Annotated in this window: 20 protein-coding genes and 1 riboswitch; of the genes, 15 read left to right on the top strand and 5 right to left on the bottom strand. The window is 69.0% G+C overall.

Annotated elements, in window-relative coordinates; genetic code table 11:
- The first annotated feature begins 30 nt into the window (after positions 1-30).
- The 3 genes from ABZ348_RS16900 to ABZ348_RS16890 all read left to right on the top strand — a co-directional run bounded on the left by ABZ348_RS16900 (position 31) and on the right by ABZ348_RS16890 (position 1,812).
- A complete protein-coding gene (locus tag ABZ348_RS16900) occupies positions 31-909 on the top strand; it encodes an acyl-CoA thioesterase II (protein WP_358933666.1) in 879 nt (292 codons plus the stop codon).
- Between the two features lie 23 nt (positions 910-932).
- Positions 933-1,424 carry a glutathione peroxidase gene (locus ABZ348_RS16895; protein ID WP_358933664.1) on the top strand — a complete coding sequence of 164 codons (492 nt, stop codon included), beginning with the start codon at positions 933-935 and terminating at the stop codon, positions 1,422-1,424.
- Between the two features lie 193 nt (positions 1,425-1,617).
- Positions 1,618-1,812, top strand: coding sequence for a superinfection immunity protein (locus tag ABZ348_RS16890; RefSeq protein WP_358933662.1), 195 nt, complete (start codon positions 1,618-1,620; stop codon positions 1,810-1,812).
- Between the two features lie 12 nt (positions 1,813-1,824).
- Here ABZ348_RS16890 and ABZ348_RS16885 read toward each other — a convergent pair whose 3' ends face one another.
- Positions 1,825-3,051, bottom strand: coding sequence for an acyl-CoA dehydrogenase family protein (locus tag ABZ348_RS16885; RefSeq protein ID WP_358933660.1), 1,227 nt, complete (start codon positions 3,049-3,051; stop codon positions 1,825-1,827).
- Between the two features lie 168 nt (positions 3,052-3,219).
- Here ABZ348_RS16885 and ABZ348_RS16880 point away from each other — a divergent pair, with 168 nt between their 5' ends.
- Positions 3,220-3,867 (top strand): TetR family transcriptional regulator, encoded by a 648-nt coding sequence (locus ABZ348_RS16880; RefSeq protein ID WP_358933658.1) that lies wholly within the window; start codon positions 3,220-3,222, stop codon positions 3,865-3,867.
- Positions 3,868-4,027: 160 nt separating this feature from the next.
- Here ABZ348_RS16880 and def read toward each other — a convergent pair whose 3' ends face one another.
- Positions 4,028-4,597 (bottom strand): peptide deformylase, encoded by a 570-nt coding sequence (def, locus tag ABZ348_RS16875; RefSeq protein ID WP_358933656.1) that lies wholly within the window; start codon positions 4,595-4,597, stop codon positions 4,028-4,030.
- A gap of 115 nt (positions 4,598-4,712) precedes the next feature.
- Between def and ABZ348_RS16870 the strand changes: the two genes are divergently transcribed.
- The 6 genes from ABZ348_RS16870 to ABZ348_RS16845 all read left to right on the top strand — a co-directional run bounded on the left by ABZ348_RS16870 (position 4,713) and on the right by ABZ348_RS16845 (position 10,562).
- A complete protein-coding gene (locus tag ABZ348_RS16870) occupies positions 4,713-5,951 on the top strand; it encodes a MurT ligase domain-containing protein (protein ID WP_329015168.1) in 1,239 nt (412 codons plus the stop codon).
- A 63-nt stretch (positions 5,952-6,014) separates the two neighbouring features.
- Positions 6,015-6,743 carry a glutamine amidotransferase gene (locus ABZ348_RS16865; RefSeq protein WP_358933654.1) on the top strand — a complete coding sequence of 243 codons (729 nt, stop codon included), beginning with the start codon at positions 6,015-6,017 and terminating at the stop codon, positions 6,741-6,743.
- Between the two features lie 229 nt (positions 6,744-6,972).
- Positions 6,973-7,998 carry a 6-phosphofructokinase gene (locus ABZ348_RS16860; protein WP_358933652.1) on the top strand — a complete coding sequence of 342 codons (1,026 nt, stop codon included), beginning with the start codon at positions 6,973-6,975 and terminating at the stop codon, positions 7,996-7,998.
- A 104-nt stretch (positions 7,999-8,102) separates the two neighbouring features.
- A complete protein-coding gene (locus ABZ348_RS16855) occupies positions 8,103-9,113 on the top strand; it encodes a cytochrome c oxidase assembly protein (RefSeq protein ID WP_358933650.1) in 1,011 nt (336 codons plus the stop codon).
- Between the two features lie 100 nt (positions 9,114-9,213).
- Positions 9,214-9,381, top strand: a complete 168-nt coding sequence (locus ABZ348_RS16850; protein WP_358933648.1) for a hypothetical protein — start codon at positions 9,214-9,216, stop codon at positions 9,379-9,381.
- Between the two features lie 473 nt (positions 9,382-9,854).
- A complete protein-coding gene (locus tag ABZ348_RS16845) occupies positions 9,855-10,562 on the top strand; it encodes a lysophospholipid acyltransferase family protein (RefSeq protein WP_358933715.1) in 708 nt (235 codons plus the stop codon).
- Between the two features lie 142 nt (positions 10,563-10,704).
- Here the strand turns inward: ABZ348_RS16845 and ABZ348_RS16840 are convergent, their stop codons facing one another.
- On the bottom strand, positions 10,705-10,995 hold the full coding sequence (locus ABZ348_RS16840) for a type II toxin-antitoxin system Phd/YefM family antitoxin (protein WP_358933646.1): 291 nt from the start codon (positions 10,993-10,995) through the stop codon (positions 10,705-10,707).
- A 180-nt stretch (positions 10,996-11,175) separates the two neighbouring features.
- On the opposite strand from ABZ348_RS16840, the gene ABZ348_RS16835 reads away from it, so the two are divergent.
- The 3 genes from ABZ348_RS16835 (at position 11,176) to ABZ348_RS16825 (ending at position 13,148) form a co-directional block, all read left to right on the top strand.
- Positions 11,176-11,823, top strand: a complete 648-nt coding sequence (locus ABZ348_RS16835; RefSeq protein ID WP_358933644.1) for an ATP-dependent Clp protease proteolytic subunit — start codon at positions 11,176-11,178, stop codon at positions 11,821-11,823.
- A gap of 5 nt (positions 11,824-11,828) precedes the next feature.
- A complete protein-coding gene (locus tag ABZ348_RS16830) occupies positions 11,829-12,140 on the top strand; it encodes a hypothetical protein (protein WP_358933642.1) in 312 nt (103 codons plus the stop codon).
- Between the two features lie 371 nt (positions 12,141-12,511).
- Positions 12,512-12,669, top strand: a riboswitch (cyclic di-AMP (ydaO/yuaA leader).
- Positions 12,670-12,671: 2 nt separating this feature from the next.
- Positions 12,672-13,148 carry a C40 family peptidase gene (locus tag ABZ348_RS16825; RefSeq protein ID WP_358933640.1) on the top strand — a complete coding sequence of 159 codons (477 nt, stop codon included), beginning with the start codon at positions 12,672-12,674 and terminating at the stop codon, positions 13,146-13,148.
- 138 nt (positions 13,149-13,286) lie between these two features.
- Here ABZ348_RS16825 and ABZ348_RS16820 read toward each other — a convergent pair whose 3' ends face one another.
- Positions 13,287-13,718: an ATP-binding protein gene (locus ABZ348_RS16820; protein WP_358933638.1), complete on the bottom strand. Its 432-nt coding sequence runs from the start codon at positions 13,716-13,718 to the stop codon at positions 13,287-13,289.
- 250 nt (positions 13,719-13,968) lie between these two features.
- Here ABZ348_RS16820 and ABZ348_RS16815 point away from each other — a divergent pair, with 250 nt between their 5' ends.
- Positions 13,969-14,826 carry a helix-turn-helix transcriptional regulator gene (locus ABZ348_RS16815; RefSeq protein WP_358933636.1) on the top strand — a complete coding sequence of 286 codons (858 nt, stop codon included), beginning with the start codon at positions 13,969-13,971 and terminating at the stop codon, positions 14,824-14,826.
- A 9-nt stretch (positions 14,827-14,835) separates the two neighbouring features.
- The gene (locus ABZ348_RS16810; RefSeq protein ID WP_358933634.1) at positions 14,836-15,042 is read left to right on the top strand and encodes a DUF397 domain-containing protein; all 207 of its coding nucleotides are present in this window, start codon (positions 14,836-14,838) and stop codon (positions 15,040-15,042) included.
- Here the strand turns inward: ABZ348_RS16810 and ABZ348_RS16805 are convergent.
- Positions 15,035-16,201, bottom strand: a complete 1,167-nt coding sequence (locus tag ABZ348_RS16805) for an 8-amino-7-oxononanoate synthase (RefSeq protein ID WP_358933633.1) — start codon at positions 16,199-16,201, stop codon at positions 15,035-15,037. The two genes, ABZ348_RS16810 and ABZ348_RS16805, sit on opposite strands and share 8 nt — an antisense overlap.
- Positions 16,202-16,443 lie beyond the last annotated feature (242 nt).

Here is a 16,443-nt window from a genome sequence, read left to right as displayed (position 1 = left end):
GTCCCGGCACCTGACGAAGGAGAGCCCCCGATGACCAATGCGGCCGAGCGCCTGGTGGATCTGCTGGACCTGGAGCGGATCGAGGTGAACATCTTCCGCGGGCTGAGCCCGAACGAGTCCCTGCAAAGGGTCTTCGGCGGACAGGTCGCGGGCCAGGCGCTGGTCGCGGCGGGACGCACCACGGACGGCGAGCGCCCGGTGCATTCGCTGCATGCCTACTTCCTGCGGCCGGGGCGGCCGGGCGTGCCCATCGTCTACCAGGTGGAGCGGGTGCGGGACGGCAGGTCCTTCACCACGCGCCGGGTGACTGCGGTGCAGGAGGGACGGACGATCTTCAATCTGACGGCGTCCTTCCACCGGCCGGAGGAGGGTGGCATCGAGCACCAGTTGCCACCGCGGGCCGACTTCCCCGCCCCGGAGACCCTGCCGACCCTGCCCGACGAGATCCGCGCCCATCTGGGCGAGTTGCCGGAGGCGCTGGAGCGGATGGCGCGGCGGCAGCCGTTCGACATCCGCTATGTGGAGCGGCTGCGCTGGACGCCGGAGGAGATCGAGGAGAAGCGTTCGGATCCCCGGAGCGCGGTGTGGATGCGGGCGGTGGGTTCGTTGGGGGACGATCCGCTGGTCCACACCTGCGCCCTGACGTATGCGAGTGACATGACCCTGCTGGACGCGGTCCGCATTCCGGTGGAACCGTTGTGGGGGCAGCGGGGCTTTGACATGGCGTCCCTGGACCATGCGATGTGGTTCCACCGTCCGTTCCGTGCCGACGAGTGGTTCCTCTACGACCAGGAGTCCCCGATCTCCACCGGCGGCCGGGGGTTGGCGCGTGGACGGATCTACGATCGGGAAGGCAGGCTGCTGGTGTCGGTGGTGCAGGAGGGCCTGTTCCGCACATGGGGCGGCTGAGCCGCCAGTGAAGGAGATGAACGATGACAACGGTGCATGACATTCCTGTGAACACGCTCGCCGGTGAGTCGACCTCGCTCGCCGCCTACCGGGGTCGGGCGGTGCTGGTGGTGAACGTGGCCTCCAAGTGCGGTCTGACGCCCCAGTACACGGGTCTGGAACGTCTTCAGAAGACCTACGGCGACCAGGGGTTCACGGTGGTCGGCGTGCCGTGCAACCAGTTCGCCGGCCAGGAGCCGGGCAGTGCGGAGGAGATCCAGACCTTCTGCTCCACGACGTACGGCGTGAGCTTCCCGCTGTTGGAGAAGCTCGACGTCAACGGCGAGGGCCGGCACCCGCTGTACGCGGAGTTGACGAAGACGGCGGACGCGGACGGCGCCGCCGGGGACGTCCAGTGGAACTTCGAGAAGTTCCTCCTCGACGGGGACGGTGAGGTGGTGGCCCGCATCCGGCCCAGGACCGAGCCGGACGCCCCCGAGGTGGTCGCCGCGATCGAAGGTCTCCTCAAGTCCTGACGAACGGCCAGCCGGGCCTTCGGAGCGTGCTGACGGGTCCGTGGAGGCGCGTGGCGACCCGAGCGGCGAGGGCGGTACATCGCCCCACCGCCGCTCGGGGCGCCACGCCCTCTCACCGGTCGGACGGGCAGCAGCTCGATTCACCCGAACGGATAAGGTCGGCAACCCCGTTGACCTTCGAAGGGCCACAGCCGTGGATAACGTTCTGCTGACGATCCTCGCCCTGACCGGAGTGGTGATCTTCCTGGCTCCGGCCCTCATCGCCTTCAACCGCACCGCGCCCAACCGCTATCTGGTGCTGGTGATCAATCTGTTCTTCGGCGCCACGTTCATCGGCTGGGTCATCGCCCTGGCCCTCGCGTTGCGCTCCCCCCGGGCGCGGTTCTAGCCGGGTGGGCGGTCAGCGGATCGGCATCCCCGCCAGCGTTCGGGCGATGACCAGCCGTTGGATCTCGCTGGTCCCCTCGAAGATCGTGTAGATCGCCGCGTCCCGGTGCATCCGCTCCACCGGGTACTCGCGGGTGAAGCCGTTGCCGCCGAGGATCTGGATGGATCGGGCGGTGACCTGCTGGGCCGTCTCGCTGGCGTACAGCTTGGACATCGAACCCTCGGCCGCGGTGAAGGGCCGGCCGGTCGCGGCCATCCACGACGCGCGCCACACCAGCAGCCGCGCCGCGTCGATCCTGGTGCGCATGTCGGCGAGTTGGAAGGCGATGCCCTGGTTGTCGATGATGGGCCGGCCGAACTGGTGGCGGGTCCTGGCGTAGTCGAGGGCGACTTCGTACGCGGCCCTCGCGGTGCCCACGGCCATGGCGCCCACCGCCGGGCGCGACGCCTCGAAGGTGGCCATCGCCGCGTTCTTGACGCGCTCGGCGGGTCCGGCCGCCTTCTCTCGTGCCCGCGCGAGGCGCTCGTCCAGCTTCTCCTTGCCGCCGAGGAGACATGCGCCGGGGACGCGCACGTCGTCGAGCACCACTTCGGCGGTGTGGGACGCGCGGATGCCGTGCTTGCGGAACTTCTGCCCCTGGGTCAGCCCGGGCGTGCCGGGCGGGACGATGAACGAGGCATGGCCCTTGGAGCCGAGCGTGGGGTCGACGACCGCGACCACGACGTGCACATGCGCGATGCCCCCGTTGGTGACCCAGGTCTTGGTGCCGTTGAGGACCCATTCGTCCGTGGATCGGTCATGGACGGCGCGGGTGCGCAGCGCGGCGACGTCGGATCCCGCGTCCGGCTCCGAGGAGCAGAAGGCGGCGAGTCTGACGTCCTTCGCGTCGCCGTACATCTGGGGGATCCAGGTGCCGATCTGCTCGTCGGTGCCGTTGGCGAGCACGCCGACGGCGGCGAGTCCGGTACCGACGATGGAGAGCGCGATGCCCGCGTCGCCCCAGAAGAGCTCCTCCATTGCCACGGGTATGCCCAGGCCGGTGGGGTCGAGGTGCTGCTGGGCGTAGAAGTCGAGAGAGTAGATGCCCACTTCGGCCGCCTCTTGGATGATCGGCCAGGGAGTCTCCTCGCGCTCGTCCCATTCCGCCGCGGCGGGGCGCATCACTCGGGAGGCGAAGCCGTGCACCCAGTCACGCACCTGCTTCTGCTCGTCGTTGAGCTCCAGGGTGAACCCGGCCATGTGCCCTCCATCGCGCTGAAACCCGTCCCGGATGTTACTAGCGGTAACAGCAGTCTGTTACCGGGTGGTAGAGCGTGTCAACCACCGATGGACCGGGCCACCCGGGAGTGCTTGAAGGTGTTAGCTTTCGCAGGCGTCACGCAATCGCTCGGGCGGGGAGACACACGCATGGAGACCACACAGCAGTCCTTCGCGCAGGATCAGCCGGCACAACAGCGGCGCCGGGAACTGCTGGAGGCGGCGGACCGGGTGGTGCTCCGGGACGGCCCCCACGCGTCGATGAACGCCATCGCAGCGGAGGCCGGCATCACCAAACCCATCCTGTACCGGCACTTCGGCGACAAGGGCGGCCTCTACCGGGCGCTGGCCAAACGTCACACCGATGCGCTACTGGCCTCGCTACGGGCGGCCCTCGACGCGCCCGCGGAGCGGCGGGAGCGCGTCGAAGCGACGCTGGACACCTATCTGGCCGCGATCGAGCTCCGCCCCCAGGTGTACCGCTTCCTCATGCATCCCGCGGAGGACACCCAGATCCCCGAGGGCGGCTTCGACGTGGGCCGCCACTCGGCCCCGCTGCTGCGCAGACTGGGGGAGGAACTGGCGGAGGTTATCCACGAGCGGGTGGAACTCGGCCCGGACGGGGAACGGTTGGCCCGGGTGTGGGGCCATGGGATCGTCGGGATGATGCACGCTGCGGGTGACTGGTGGCTCGGCGAACGCCCCTGCTCGCGGGCGGAGTTGGTGCGTTGTCTCGCGGACCTGCTGTGGGGGAGGCTCGCGGCGGTGGCCGACCGTGCGGGCGGCCCGGGGTTCTGACGGGTGTTCCAACCGGGGCGTTTGCCCCAGCTCCCACGAGGCTTTGACCGGGTGGTGAACCCGCCCGCGGGCACCGACCCGCGCGGCTACGGAGCGTCGACCGGAACCGGACGCGAACCGGCACGGGCCGGCCCTCGGCGCACCCCTCGACAAGGGGCGCTCACGACAGCGGGGGCTGCGGCGGAAGCGTCGTCGGCGCCCACGGTGCCCGGCGCACCGAACGCAACAACCGCTGCCGACGCCACCCGGTGACCCGGTCCGCGTACACCACGCCCTCCAGGTGGTCGCACTCGTGCTGGAGACAGCGGGCGAAGAAGCCCGTACCCTCCACGCGTACCGGGGTGCCGTCCCAGGTCGTCCCCTCGACCACTGCGAGGTCGTAGCGCTCGGTGCCCGCCTCAAGACCCGGCAGCGACAGACAACCCTCGGGTCCGCGGAACAACATCCCGTCCACCGTCACGAGCGTGGGATTGACGACATGTCCGAGATGGCGTACATCGTCATCATCGGGGCAGTCATACACGAACACCCGCAGTCCGACCCCCACCTGATTCGCCGCAAGTCCCACTCCGCGGGCCGCGTACATCGTGGCGAACATGTCCTCGACGAGCCCCTTCAGCTCCGGACCGAAGTCGGTGACACTCTCGCAGGGCGTGTGCAACACCGAATCGCCGATGAGACTCATCGGCCTCACACGTCCGGTACTGCCGGGGATCAGCCGTTTTCGCATGGCGGTAAGCGTACGTTCGGCGGGAGTCGGCCTCACCACCGGCGGTGCCGCGGTAGGGCCGCCCGGCCGGACCTGGATAGGCTGGGCGGGACCAATGCAAGGAGGATCAAGGACGATGTCAGGCAACTCGGAGCCACTGACGCCGCGCGCCAAGCTCGCCGTGACGGCCGGTAGGGCCGCGGCTGCGGTCTCGCGCGCCGCTGGACGGGGCAGCGGTTCGGTGATCGGCGGCCGGGTCGCGCTCAAACTCGACCCCGATCTCCTGGGGCGGCTGGCGCAGCACCTGGACGTCGTTCTCGTGTCGGCGACCAACGGCAAGACCACCACCACCCGGCTGATCGCCGAAGCCCTCCGGGCCGCGGGACCGGTCGTCTCCAACGCGCTCGGCGCCAACATGCCCGCCGGCATCACCTCGGCACTCGCCGGCGGCACCGACTCCAAGTTCGGTGTGATCGAGGTCGACGAGAAGTACCTCGCCGGTGTCGCCCGGGACGTGACCCCCAAGGCGATCGCCCTCCTCAACCTCTCCCGCGACCAACTCGACCGCGCGGCCGAGACCCGGATGCTCGCCGAGAAGTGGCGCGAGGGCCTCGCCGGCTCCAAGGCGATCGTCATCGCCAACGCCGATGACCCGCTCATCGTCTGGGCCGCCTCCTCATCGCCCAATGTGGTGTGGGTGGCGGCGGGCCAGGAGTGGAAGGACGACGCCTGGTCCTGCCCGTCCTGCGGCGGCGTGATGCAGCGCCCCGGCGATGACTGGTTCTGCGGCGAGTGCGGCTTCCGCCGTCCCGCCCCGAGCTGGGTGCTCCGCGGCGACCACGTCCTGGACCCGCACGGGTCCGCCTGGCCGATCCGGCTCCAACTGCCCGGTCGCGCCAACAAGGCCAACGCAGCCACCTCCGCGGCGGTCGCCGCCTGCTTCGGCGTCCCGCCGCAGGTGGCCCTGGAGCGGATGTACTCGGTGCAGGCGGTCGCCGGCCGCTATGACGTGGTCACCTTCATGAACCGCGAACTGCGGCTGCTGCTCGCCAAGAACCCGGCCGGTTGGCTGGAGACGTTCTCGCTGATCGACCCGCCGCCGACCCCCGTGATCCTCTCCGTGAACGCACGCGGCGCGGACGGTACGGACACCTCCTGGCTCTGGGACGTCGACTACACCCGTCTCGCGGGGCACCCGATCTTCGTCATCGGTGACCGTCGGCTCGACCTCGCGGTCCGTCTTGAGGTCGCCGGTCTGGACTTCCGGGTGTGCGACACCGTCGACGACGCCGTGAACAGCGCCCCGCCCGGACGCATCGAGCTGATCGCCAACTACACCGCGTTCCAGGACGTGCGCCGCCGCGTCGGCAACTGATCGAGCAGGACCACGGCAGACCGGTAGCCGACCGGAGAAGGACCTCAGAGGACTCCCATGAGAATGAGCGACAACAGCCTGCGGCTGGTCTGGGTCTACCCGGACCTCCTCAGCACCTACGGCGACCAGGGCAACGCACTGGTCGTGGAGCGCCGGGCCCGGCAGCGCGGCCTCGACGTGATGCGCATCGACGTGCGCAGCGACCAGGCGATCCCCACCTCCGGCGACATCTATCTGATCGGCGGCGGCGAGGACCGTCCCCAGCGGCTGGCCGCGGAGCGGCTGCGACGCGACGGCGGGCTGTCCCGGGCCGCGTCCAACGGGGCGATCATCTTCTCCGTCTGTGCCGGGTACCAGATCCTGGGCCACGAGTTCATCAACGACCTCGGCGAGCGCGAGCCGGGCCTCGGGCTGATCGACGTGATCTCCACCCGGGGCGAGGGTGAGCGGTGCGTCGGTGACGTCCTCGCGGACATCGACCCCCGATTCGGCCTGCCGCAGCTCACCGGCTTCGAGAACCACCAGGGCATCACGCACCTCGGTCCCACCGCCCGGCCCTTCGCCCGTACGGTCATCGGCCGGGGCAACGGCACGGGTGACGGCACCGAAGGCGCGTACAACGACACGGTCTTCGGCACCTACATGCACGGCCCGGTCATGGCGCGCAATCCGCAGATCGCGGATCTGCTGCTGAAGCTGGCCCTCGATGTCAACGCCCTGCCGCCGACGGACGACCGATGGTTCGATGCTCTGCGGGCGGAGCGGATCGCGGCGGCGACCCAACCGGTGTGATCAGTACGAACCGCAGGATTTCCGTGCCCGGGGATGCGAACGCACCCCGGGCACTGTCGTGCCTCGCCGTACGAGTGGTACGTCCGCACTCGTACGCAAGTGGGATGTGAGCCGTCCATCACTCGGACGCTCGGTTCGATTCTCGCCACCTCCCGCCGGTAGGGTGGTGGTGATACAACCGGACGACGTGGTCCGGGAGTCGGCCCACGTTGCAAAGGTATCTCGGGCAATGCGCATTGGTGTACTCACCTCCGGCGGCGACTGCCCCGGTCTGAACGCCGTCATCCGCTCCGTCGTGCATCGCGCGGTCGTTGACCACGGTGACGAGGTCATCGGCTTCCACGACGGTTGGAAGGGCCTTCTGGAGTGTGACTACCGCAAGCTCGACCTCGATGCGGTGGGCGGCATTCTGGCCCGTGGCGGCACCATCCTCGGATCTTCCCGGGTTCGCCCGGAGCATCTGCGCGACGGTGTGGAACGCGCCAAGGGGCATGTCGCCGATCTTGGCTTGGACGCCATCATCCCGATCGGCGGCGAAGGCACCCTCAAGGCGGCGCATCTGCTCTCCGAGGGCGGACTCCCCATCGTCGGCGTGCCGAAGACGATCGACAACGACATCGCCTCGACCGACGTCACCTTCGGGTTCGACACCGCGGTCGGGGTGGCCACCGAAGCGCTCGACCGGCTGAAGACCACCGCCGAGTCCCACCAGCGGGTGCTGATCGTCGAGGTCATGGGCCGACACACGGGGTGGATCGCGCTCCACTCCGGCATGGCGGCCGGGGCACACGCCATCGTGGTTCCCGAGCGGCCCTTCGACATCGAGGAGCTCACCAAGCGGGTGTCGCAGCGCTTCGACGCCGGCAAGCGGTTCGCGATCGTCGTGGTCGCCGAGGGCGCCAAGCCTCGCGAGGGCTCGATGCGCTGGGACGAGGGCGGCAAGGACATCTACGGTCACGAGCGCTTCGCGGGCGTGGCCCGGCAGCTGTCGATCGAGCTGGAGCAGCGGCTCAACAAGGAAGCGCGTCCCGTCATCCTCGGTCACGTACAGCGCGGCGGTACGCCCACGGCGTACGACCGGGTGCTCGCGACCCGCTTCGGCTGGCACGCGGTGGAGGCGGCGCACCGGGGCGAGTTCGGGAACATGACCGCACTGCGGGGCACGGACATCGTCATGGTCCCCCTCAAGAGCGCCGTGGAGACCTTGAAGACCGTCCCCGACGACCGCTACGCCGAGGCTCCGGTCGTGCTGTGACCCGATCGCCGTGAGAGAACCGCCCCCGGTCGAAGCTCCGACCGGGGGCGGTTCTACTCTGGTGCAGGCGAACGGACAACCCAGTACGAATCAGGAGCCGGCGGATGGATCACAGCGGGCACGGCACGATGATGGATCTGCCGCCGTTCACGCTGGGGCGTGGCCTGGAGTTCTCACCGGACCTGTTCTTCCTCGTGGGCAGTGTGCTGGCGCTCGTCCTCTATGCCTGGGGTGTGCTGCGGCTGCGCAAGCGCGGTGACCGCTGGCCGGTGAGCCGAACCGTGTTCTTCGTCATCGGTGTGCTGAGCGTGGCCCTGGTGACGTGCACCAAGCTCAATGACTACGGCATGGTCATGTTTAGCGTGCACATGGTGCAGCACATGGTGATCAGCATGCTGTCGCCGATCGTGTTGCTGTTGGGGGCGCCGGTGACACTGGCGCTCCGGGCGCTACCGGTCGCGGGCAAGGGCCGCAAGGGCCCGCGCGAGCTGTTGCTCGCTCTGCTCCACAGCCGCTACATGCGGATCGTGACGCACCCCGTGTTCACCATCCCCCTCTTCATCGCGAGCCTCTACGGCCTCTACTTCACTCCACTGTTCGACTTCCTCATGGAGTCCAAGCCGGGGCACGTCGCGATGATGGTGCACTTCCTCGCCGTCGGTCTGATCTTCTTCTGGCCGATCATGGGAGTGGACCCGGGCCCGCACCGGCCGGGCTACCTCATGAGGATGCTGGAGCTGTTCGCGGGAATGCCGTTCCACGCCTTCTTCGGCATCGCCCTGATGATGGCGAGCGAGCCGATGATCAAGGCGTACGAGAACCCTCCGGCGTCGCTGGGCATCGAGGCGCTGGCTGATCAGAACGCTGCCGGTGGCATCGCGTGGGCGTTCAGTGAGATCCCGTCCGTGCTGGTGCTGATCGCGCTGGTGTTCCAGTGGTACCGCTCGGAGGAGCGCCAGGCGCGCCGTACGGACCGGGCGGCCGACCGTAACGGGGACAAGGAGCTGGAGGCGTACAACGCCTATCTCGCCTCGCTCCACGCACGAAGCGGTACGGGCCGTACCGCGAGCGGAACCGGCACGGCGGGCGATCGCGAGAACGCCACCTCTCCGTAGCACCGGGGCCCAGCGCCCCGGTGAGGGCGCCGGCGGTAGCGCGGAGCCCCTCCTTCGGGTGACGATGACGGGAGACCCCGCGGTCGTCGAAGGAGGGCGCATGTCCGGATCGGCGAAATCGACGAAATCCATGGCAGTGCTCACGGTCGTCGTGCTGGTGATCGTGACCGCCTACACCGCCGCGCTCGGCAGCAACGGCTGGCTCTGGTTCGGCTGGGTGGTGCTGGGGCTGGTGACCATCGGGATGGCGACGTCCAGGAGTGCATGAACCGCCCGCACCGACCCCACAGGGACGCACGACGCATCTCTGACGGTCGGGCCGTCGTCGGACAGCGACATCGGCACCCCGCCGCGGCCGTGTACCGAGGGGCAGCGCCCCTCACCTCCGCGTCACTGATCGGGGTGCCGTGGGGCATCACACCTCGCGGCTTCGCCGCTCCCGTGCAGGTTCGTGCCGATCACTCCGGGTGAGCGGCGCCTCGGGCCGGTCGAACCCGACCGGTACGTGTGCCGGAGTGTCCGCACGGGTGGTGCGGGGTACACATGAGCGGGCTACGATCGATCGCCGCAGTCGCCTGCGGACGCACGCCCGGCGCTCCTGGTCTGACTGCCCGTCACTCGTCTCGGCCCGCAACCGACCTGGGATGGCGACCCGGCCCGGAGCACCCGGGATCGAGCGGCCAGCACCCCATGACCTCGATGAACGCGGCTCCAGGGCCGATCCGGCAGATAGGGACTCCCGTGTTCTACTACGTGCTCAAGTACGTCATCGTCGGGCCGTTGCTGCGCCTGTTGTTCCGCCCCAGGATCGAGGGGCTTGAGCACGTGCCCGAAGAGGGTGCGGCCATCGTCGCGGGGAACCATCTGTCGTTCTCGGACCACTTCCTGATGCCCGCGATCCTCAAGCGCCGGATCACCTTTCTGGCGAAGGCCGAGTACTTCACAGGTCCCGGCCTCAGGGGGCGGCTGACCGCGGCGTTCTTCCACAGCGCGGGGCAGATTCCGGTCGACCGCTCCGGCAAGGAGGCCGGCCGCGCGGCGATCCGGGAGGGGCTCGGGGTGCTCGGCAAGGGGGAACTCCTCGGTATCTACCCGGAGGGAACCCGCTCGCACGACGGCCGCTTGTACAAGGGGAAGGTGGGGGTGGCGGTGATGGCTCTGACGGCCGGGGTCCCGGTCATCCCCTGCGCGATGGTGGGCACTTTCGAGATCCAGCCGCCCGGCCAGGTCCTCCCCAAGATCAAGCGGGTGACCGTGCGGTTCGGGGAGCCCCTGGACTTCTCGCGCTACGCCGGCCTGGAGAACCAGAAGGCAGCCATCCGCGCCATCACCGACGAGATCATGTACGCGATCCTGGAGCTGTCCGGGCAGGAGTACGTGGACCGGTACGCGGCCGACGTCAAGGCCGAGGCGGAAGAGGCGAAGAAGGCGGCGCGCCGGGGGGAGTGAGACGTCGGCTCGTTCGCGGGACGCACCACTGCGTGGGCGTCTCCGGGTACACCGCCGCATTCGATGGACGGGTTCCGGCAGCCCGCATAGTGGCGATCCGGGGCCGACGGGCGCTTAGTGGCGATCCGGGCCGACGGGCGCGTCAGCCGTGGACGCCCGGGCGGCGGTGCTCCGCAGTGAGGCCGTAGCTTCCGCGCTCTGACGAACGGGTCCCGGTGCCACCCACCGAGGACACCGAGCTGATCACCGGGGCCTCCTCGCCCTCCGCCTGCGCCGCTGGGGTTTCGAGACGCTCCAGATCCGCCGCTGACACCAGCGCCACGAGCGGTTTCCCGTGCCGGGTCACGACGACGCGCTCACCGCCGTAGACGACACGGTTGATCAGTTCAGCCAGCTCCGCGCGGGCTTGCGTCACCGGGATCTCGTAGGCCATGGGCCCAGCTTAGTCGGCGCGCCACGCCCTGCCATGAGAGACCAGGGCCGGTCGAAGTCCAGGTCAAGGGCTCCCCGGAAGCCTTTCCACTCATCTGGCCCGCAGTGAACCCTTCCGCAATAACGTACGTCCTGTACATTTTTCCAGGTCGAGACTCGTTGAGACCGGGAGAGGCATCCCATGGAGAGCCACCGCAACAGCCCCAACGCCCGTTACGTCCTGCCCGAGTTCACCGAGCGGTCCGACCGGGGCATCCGCACCCTGGACCCGTACGCAAAGCTGTTGGAGGAGCGCATCGTCTTCCTCGGGACCCGTGTCGACGACGCCGCGGCCAACGACGTCATCGCACAGTTCCTCCAACTGGAGCACGCCGATCCGGACCGCCACATCTCGCTGTACATCAACTCCCCCGGCGGCCCGCACAGTGCGATGACCGCGATCTACGACACGATCCAGACCGTGATCTGCGAAGTGGAGACCGTCTGCCTCGGCCAGGCGGTCTCCACCGCCGCCCTCCTGCTCGCCTCCGGCACGCCCGGCAGGCGTCTGGCCCTGCCCGGCGCCAGGGTCGTCCTGGAACAGCCGTCCACGGACGCCGGTTGGGAAGGCCAACCGTGCGACCTGGATCTCCGGGTACGGGAACTCCTGCGGTGGCGGGCGCAGTCCACCGCCTTGCTGGCACGCCACACCGGCCAGCCTGCGGAGCGGATCGCGCGGGACCTGGAGCGGGACGCCTTCTTCACGGCAGCAGCCGCCCGGGAGTACGGATTCGTCGACCAGATCATCAGTCAGCGCGGGGCCTCCCCGTCCCGGCCTGGAACCCGGTGATCGCGATGGTTCCTGAACTGCCGCCGCTGCCGGCCCTCACCCGCGCCGAGGGTGAGTTCATCGACGCCTATCTCGCCGCGGTGGACCAACTGGGACGCATCAACCCCGCCCGCTCCACCCATACCTATGGAGCGCTGCGGGCCGCACAAGCGCTGGTCAGCCGGGCGGTTGCGCTCAGGGACGCACTGACCCTGATGCACCAGCGCGGCGAGAGCGACGTCCATGCACGGACCTTGGCCCGCGCACTGCGGGTCCTGGACGGCGAACGCAGATCCCTCCGCGTGATCGTGCCCCCGCCGCGAGACCCGAAGACGTGACGACGACTGAGCGACCGAGGGGCTGACAGCTTCACTTCGAACCGTCAACCGCCAAAGGAGTAGTGGTTGAGCTACCCCATTTGATGTACGCGCCGGAGGGCCAGCGGTTACGGTCGAGTTGCGTCTAACGATGACGCGTCGAACGGAATGCCTTATTCCGGTGCTGGTACGGGCATCCTCACCTGTCGAGGGCCGTTCTCCCTTCGACCATGTCCACCCGATCAGACCAATGGTGTGAAAACTCACATATCGCCGTTTCCGCTCGGCAATTTGACAGGGCGTGGGTCAAGATCCCTGGGACGACAAGCCCCCGTCACCTCGGCGGGGCAGCCCGGGCGGACGCCGAGTCCTGCCGCCGCCGGGGCGACTGGTCGACAGGAGTGCTTCGGCAGGAGTGGAGGACCCAAGCAGTACGGGGCGCCCGGAAGTTCCGGACGTTCCTTGGGGTGAAGCCGCATCGTGCGGCCGGGCACCTTCGTCCGCCCGAACCCGACAGGTCATCCTTCACAGGCGGCTGACGAAGGGTTGCGCATGAGTGCGCAGAAAAACGTCCCGTTCCTGCTGGGTCGGGCGGGGGCGGTTTCCGCCCTCACCCTCGCCGCCCTCGGAGGTTCGCTGCTCGTACCGGGCGGCACACCCGAGGCACACGCCGCGTCGAGTCACGCGGGCAAGGCACTGAAGGTGGCGGCATCCAAGAAGGGCGCCCCCTACAAGTACGGCGCAGTAGGACCGTCCCGTTTCGACTGCTCGGGGCTGACGCTCTACTCGTACAAGAAGGCCGGCAAGAAGCTCCCCCGTACCGCACAACAGCAGTACAACAAGACGCGCCGCATCTCGGCGTCCGCGCGTCAGGTCGGCGACCTGGTGTTCTTCTACTCCGGAAGCAACGTCTACCACGTGGGCATCTATGCGGGTGCGGGGAAGATCTGGCACTCACCCAAGACCGGGTCCTGGGTGAAGTTGGACAAGATCTGGTCCAAGAAGGTCAAGTACGGCCGCGTGGGGTGACGATCTCGCGCTGAGTCCTGGTACTCGATCCGCGCCGGCCCCGGGTGTGGCCCCCGGCGGTCGGCGCGGAGCCCCATCGGGTCAACGACCCGACACGAACCCCGAACCACAGTCGAATTCAGCTGCCGCCGGACGGTGTCAACCGCGTACCGCAGCCGTCCAGGGAAGGGCGATCCACACGGTCTTGCCACCCTCGTCCGTCGGAGTGACGTGCAACTTTCCACCGAACTCCGCCATGAGCGTGCGCACGATCACCATGCCCCGGCCGTTGTCCTGGCGTACCGCGGCGGGCAGCCGTTGCGGCCAGCGCGGATGACTGTCCGTCACCCCGACCCTGAGCTCCTCCTCGCGCGCCAGCCTCAGATGCAGCGTGAAGGTGGGCGACTGACCGAACGTGTGCTGCACGGCGTTGGTGGCGAGCTCCGAGACGATCAGCCGGACCGTGTCCACTTCGCCGCTCCGGGCCGGCAGGCCCCATTCGGTGACGATGTCGATGGCGAACTTCCGCGCCACCGACACCGAGGCGGGATCGCTCGGCAGAGTGACGGATGCTTCCTGGTGATCTGCCATGGCGATGCTTCCCTTTCCCATCGCGGCCGGGCTCCGGCTCAAAGCGGAGGGATGCTTGAGCGGCCACGGATTGCGCTGCCGTCAGAGTGCCACTCATCGTGCCGCGAGGGGGGCCGATCCCCCAAGATATGCATATATCTGTCGCTCAAAGCGGTGAACTCTGCGACGCGAGACCGTATTTTGCGCCCCGCAGGCACTTTGATCTCGGGCGGACCACACGGCCCCGACAGATCAACCGGAAGGAACGGCCATGCGTCAAGGACCCGTGGTGCGCCGCCGTCAATTGGGCGAAGAGCTCCGCAAGCTGCGCCTGGCGTCCGGGCTCACCAGCCGTCGCGCCGGCGAGCTGGCCGACTGGCACCAGTCGAAGGTCAGCCGCATCGAGACGGGGGCCAGCGGCGTCAAACCGGACGACGTACGGCTCCTGCTCGACCTCTACGCGGTGACCGACCCTCAGTTGCGCACCCTCCTGGAGACCCTGGCGGGTGCGGCCGACGGGGGCGGCGGACGCTGGTGGCACGCCTACCGCAGCGTGCTTCCGCCCGAGTACCGCGACTTCATCAGTCTGGAGTCCCAGGCGAACCGCGTGCGGTCGATGGAGACCTCCGTGGTGCCAGGACTGCTCCAGACCGCCGAGTACGCCCGGGCGATCACCCGGGCGACCCTGGAAGAGCTGCCCGAGACCACCGTGGACCAACTGGTCCACGTGCGGATGACCCGTCAGGCGGTGCTACGGCGAGCGGATCCGCTCCAGCTGAGCGTGATCCTCGACGAGGCCGCGCTACGGCGTGAGATCGGCGGCACCCGGGTGATGAAGGCCCAACTGCGGGTGCTGGCGGACTGGGCCGCCCTCCCCCACATCCAGGTCCAGGTCATGCCGTTTTCGGCCGGGGAGTACGTGGGCCTGGCCGGTTCTTTCGTTATCTTCTCTTTCTCGACCACTTCTGATCTGGATGTGGTCGTTCTCGACCATCTCGCGAGTAGCCTTCACGTCGAACGGGCAGAGGATCTGGCGGTGTACGGGACCGCGTTCGCAACGATGCAGACGCTCGCCCTGTCGCCGGTCGAATCCTTGGATCTCATCGCCGGCATCCGTGCCGGTGCCTAGGGAGGCTCCATGTCCCATCACATCGACCACCCCGGCTTAGCCTGGCGACGCAGCAGTCACAGCACGGCGGCCAACAACTGCGTCGAAGCCGCCCGGCTGCCCGATCGCACCCTTTCCGTACGGGACTCCAAAGACGTGGCCCGTGAAGCACTGCACTTCTCCCCGCAGGCGTGGTACCGGTTCCTGATCGCCGTGGAGGCGGACAGCATCAACTGACGGCGGCCCGTGCGCGAAGCGGAGCGGTCCGCGCGATCGTGTCCACCGCCCAGGCGATCTGCTCATCGGTCAGATCGGCGCGAGCCGTCAGTCTGAGCCGAGAGACACCGTCCGGGACCGACGGCGGACGGAAGCAGCCCACCGCGAGACCCGCCCTTCGGCACTCGGCCGCCCACTCCACCGCCGACCGCGGCGACGGCGCCTTGATGGAGACCACGGCGGCGTCGGGGCGTACGGCCGTCAGACCCCGTTCCGTCAGCAGACGGTGCAGGGTCCCGGCGACCGTACGCACCCGACCCGCCAGTTGCGGCGTCCCCTCCAGCAGTCGCAGGGACGCCAGCGCGGCCCCGACCGCTGCGGGCGCGAGTCCCGTGTCGAAGATGAAGCTGCGTGCCGTGTTGACCAGATGGGCGATGACGTCGACGGGGCCGAGGACCGCACCGCCCTGGCTGCCGAGGGCCTTGGACAGGGTGACCGTGGCGACCACGCCGCGCTCACCCGCGAGCCCCGCGGCACTCACCGCTCCCTGACCGCCGGCGCCCAGTACGCCCAGACCGTGGGCGTCGTCGACGAGGAGGGCGGCACCACGCGGGCGGCAGACCGCTGCGAGGGCGGCGAGGGGTGCGGCGTCCCCGTCCACGGAGAACACGGCGTCGGTGACCACCAGGGCCCGCCCCGGTCCGTGCTCCGCCAGCGCCGTGCGCACCGCCGTGGGGTCCGCGTGGGGCACGACGACGGTATGCGCCCGTGAGAGTCGACAGCCGTCGACGATGGAGGCGTGGTTGCCAGCGTCCGAGACGACCAGCGAACCGCGTGCGGTCAGTGCCGTGAGCGCGGCCAGATTGGCGGCATAGCCGGAGGAGAGCACGAGCGCCGCCTCGAATCCGCAGAAGGTGGCGAGGGCGGCTTCGAGTTCGGCGTGGAGTTCGGTACTACCGGTGACCAGGCGCGACCCGGTGGCGCCCGCGCCCCAGCGGCGCGCCGCCGCCGCGGCGGCCCCGATGACCTCGGGGTGGCGGGTGAGGCCCAGGTAGTCGTTGCCCGCGAGGTCCACCAGGTCGGCGTCGACGGCCCGGGGGCGGAGCGTGCGGACCAGCCCCGCGCGCTCCCGGCCGAGCAACTCTTCTTCGATCCAGCCGAACGGGTCCTGAGTGGTCATGGCGGTCGGGTCCTTCGCTAGGGAGTGTCCGCAAAGTAGCGTTGTCCGCCCGGAGGGCGGGTCTGGCGGGGTCTGGTGCTCCCCCTCGGCCTTCGGCCGGGGAGGTACCCCCACGTCGCAAGGCGGAGGAAGGAGCCAATGCGGAGGGGGCACCTCCCGTGCCGTCAGGCACAGGGGGCCATTGGCGACTGACGACAACGCAGCGTGGGGGTACCTCCCGTGCCGTCAGGCACAGGGGGAGT

The sequence above is a fragment of the Streptomyces sp. NPDC005963 genome, from assembly GCF_040638655.1.
Lineage (GTDB): Bacteria > Actinomycetota > Actinomycetes > Streptomycetales > Streptomycetaceae > Streptomyces.
This window is presented reverse-complemented; position numbering and strand designations above follow the sequence as displayed.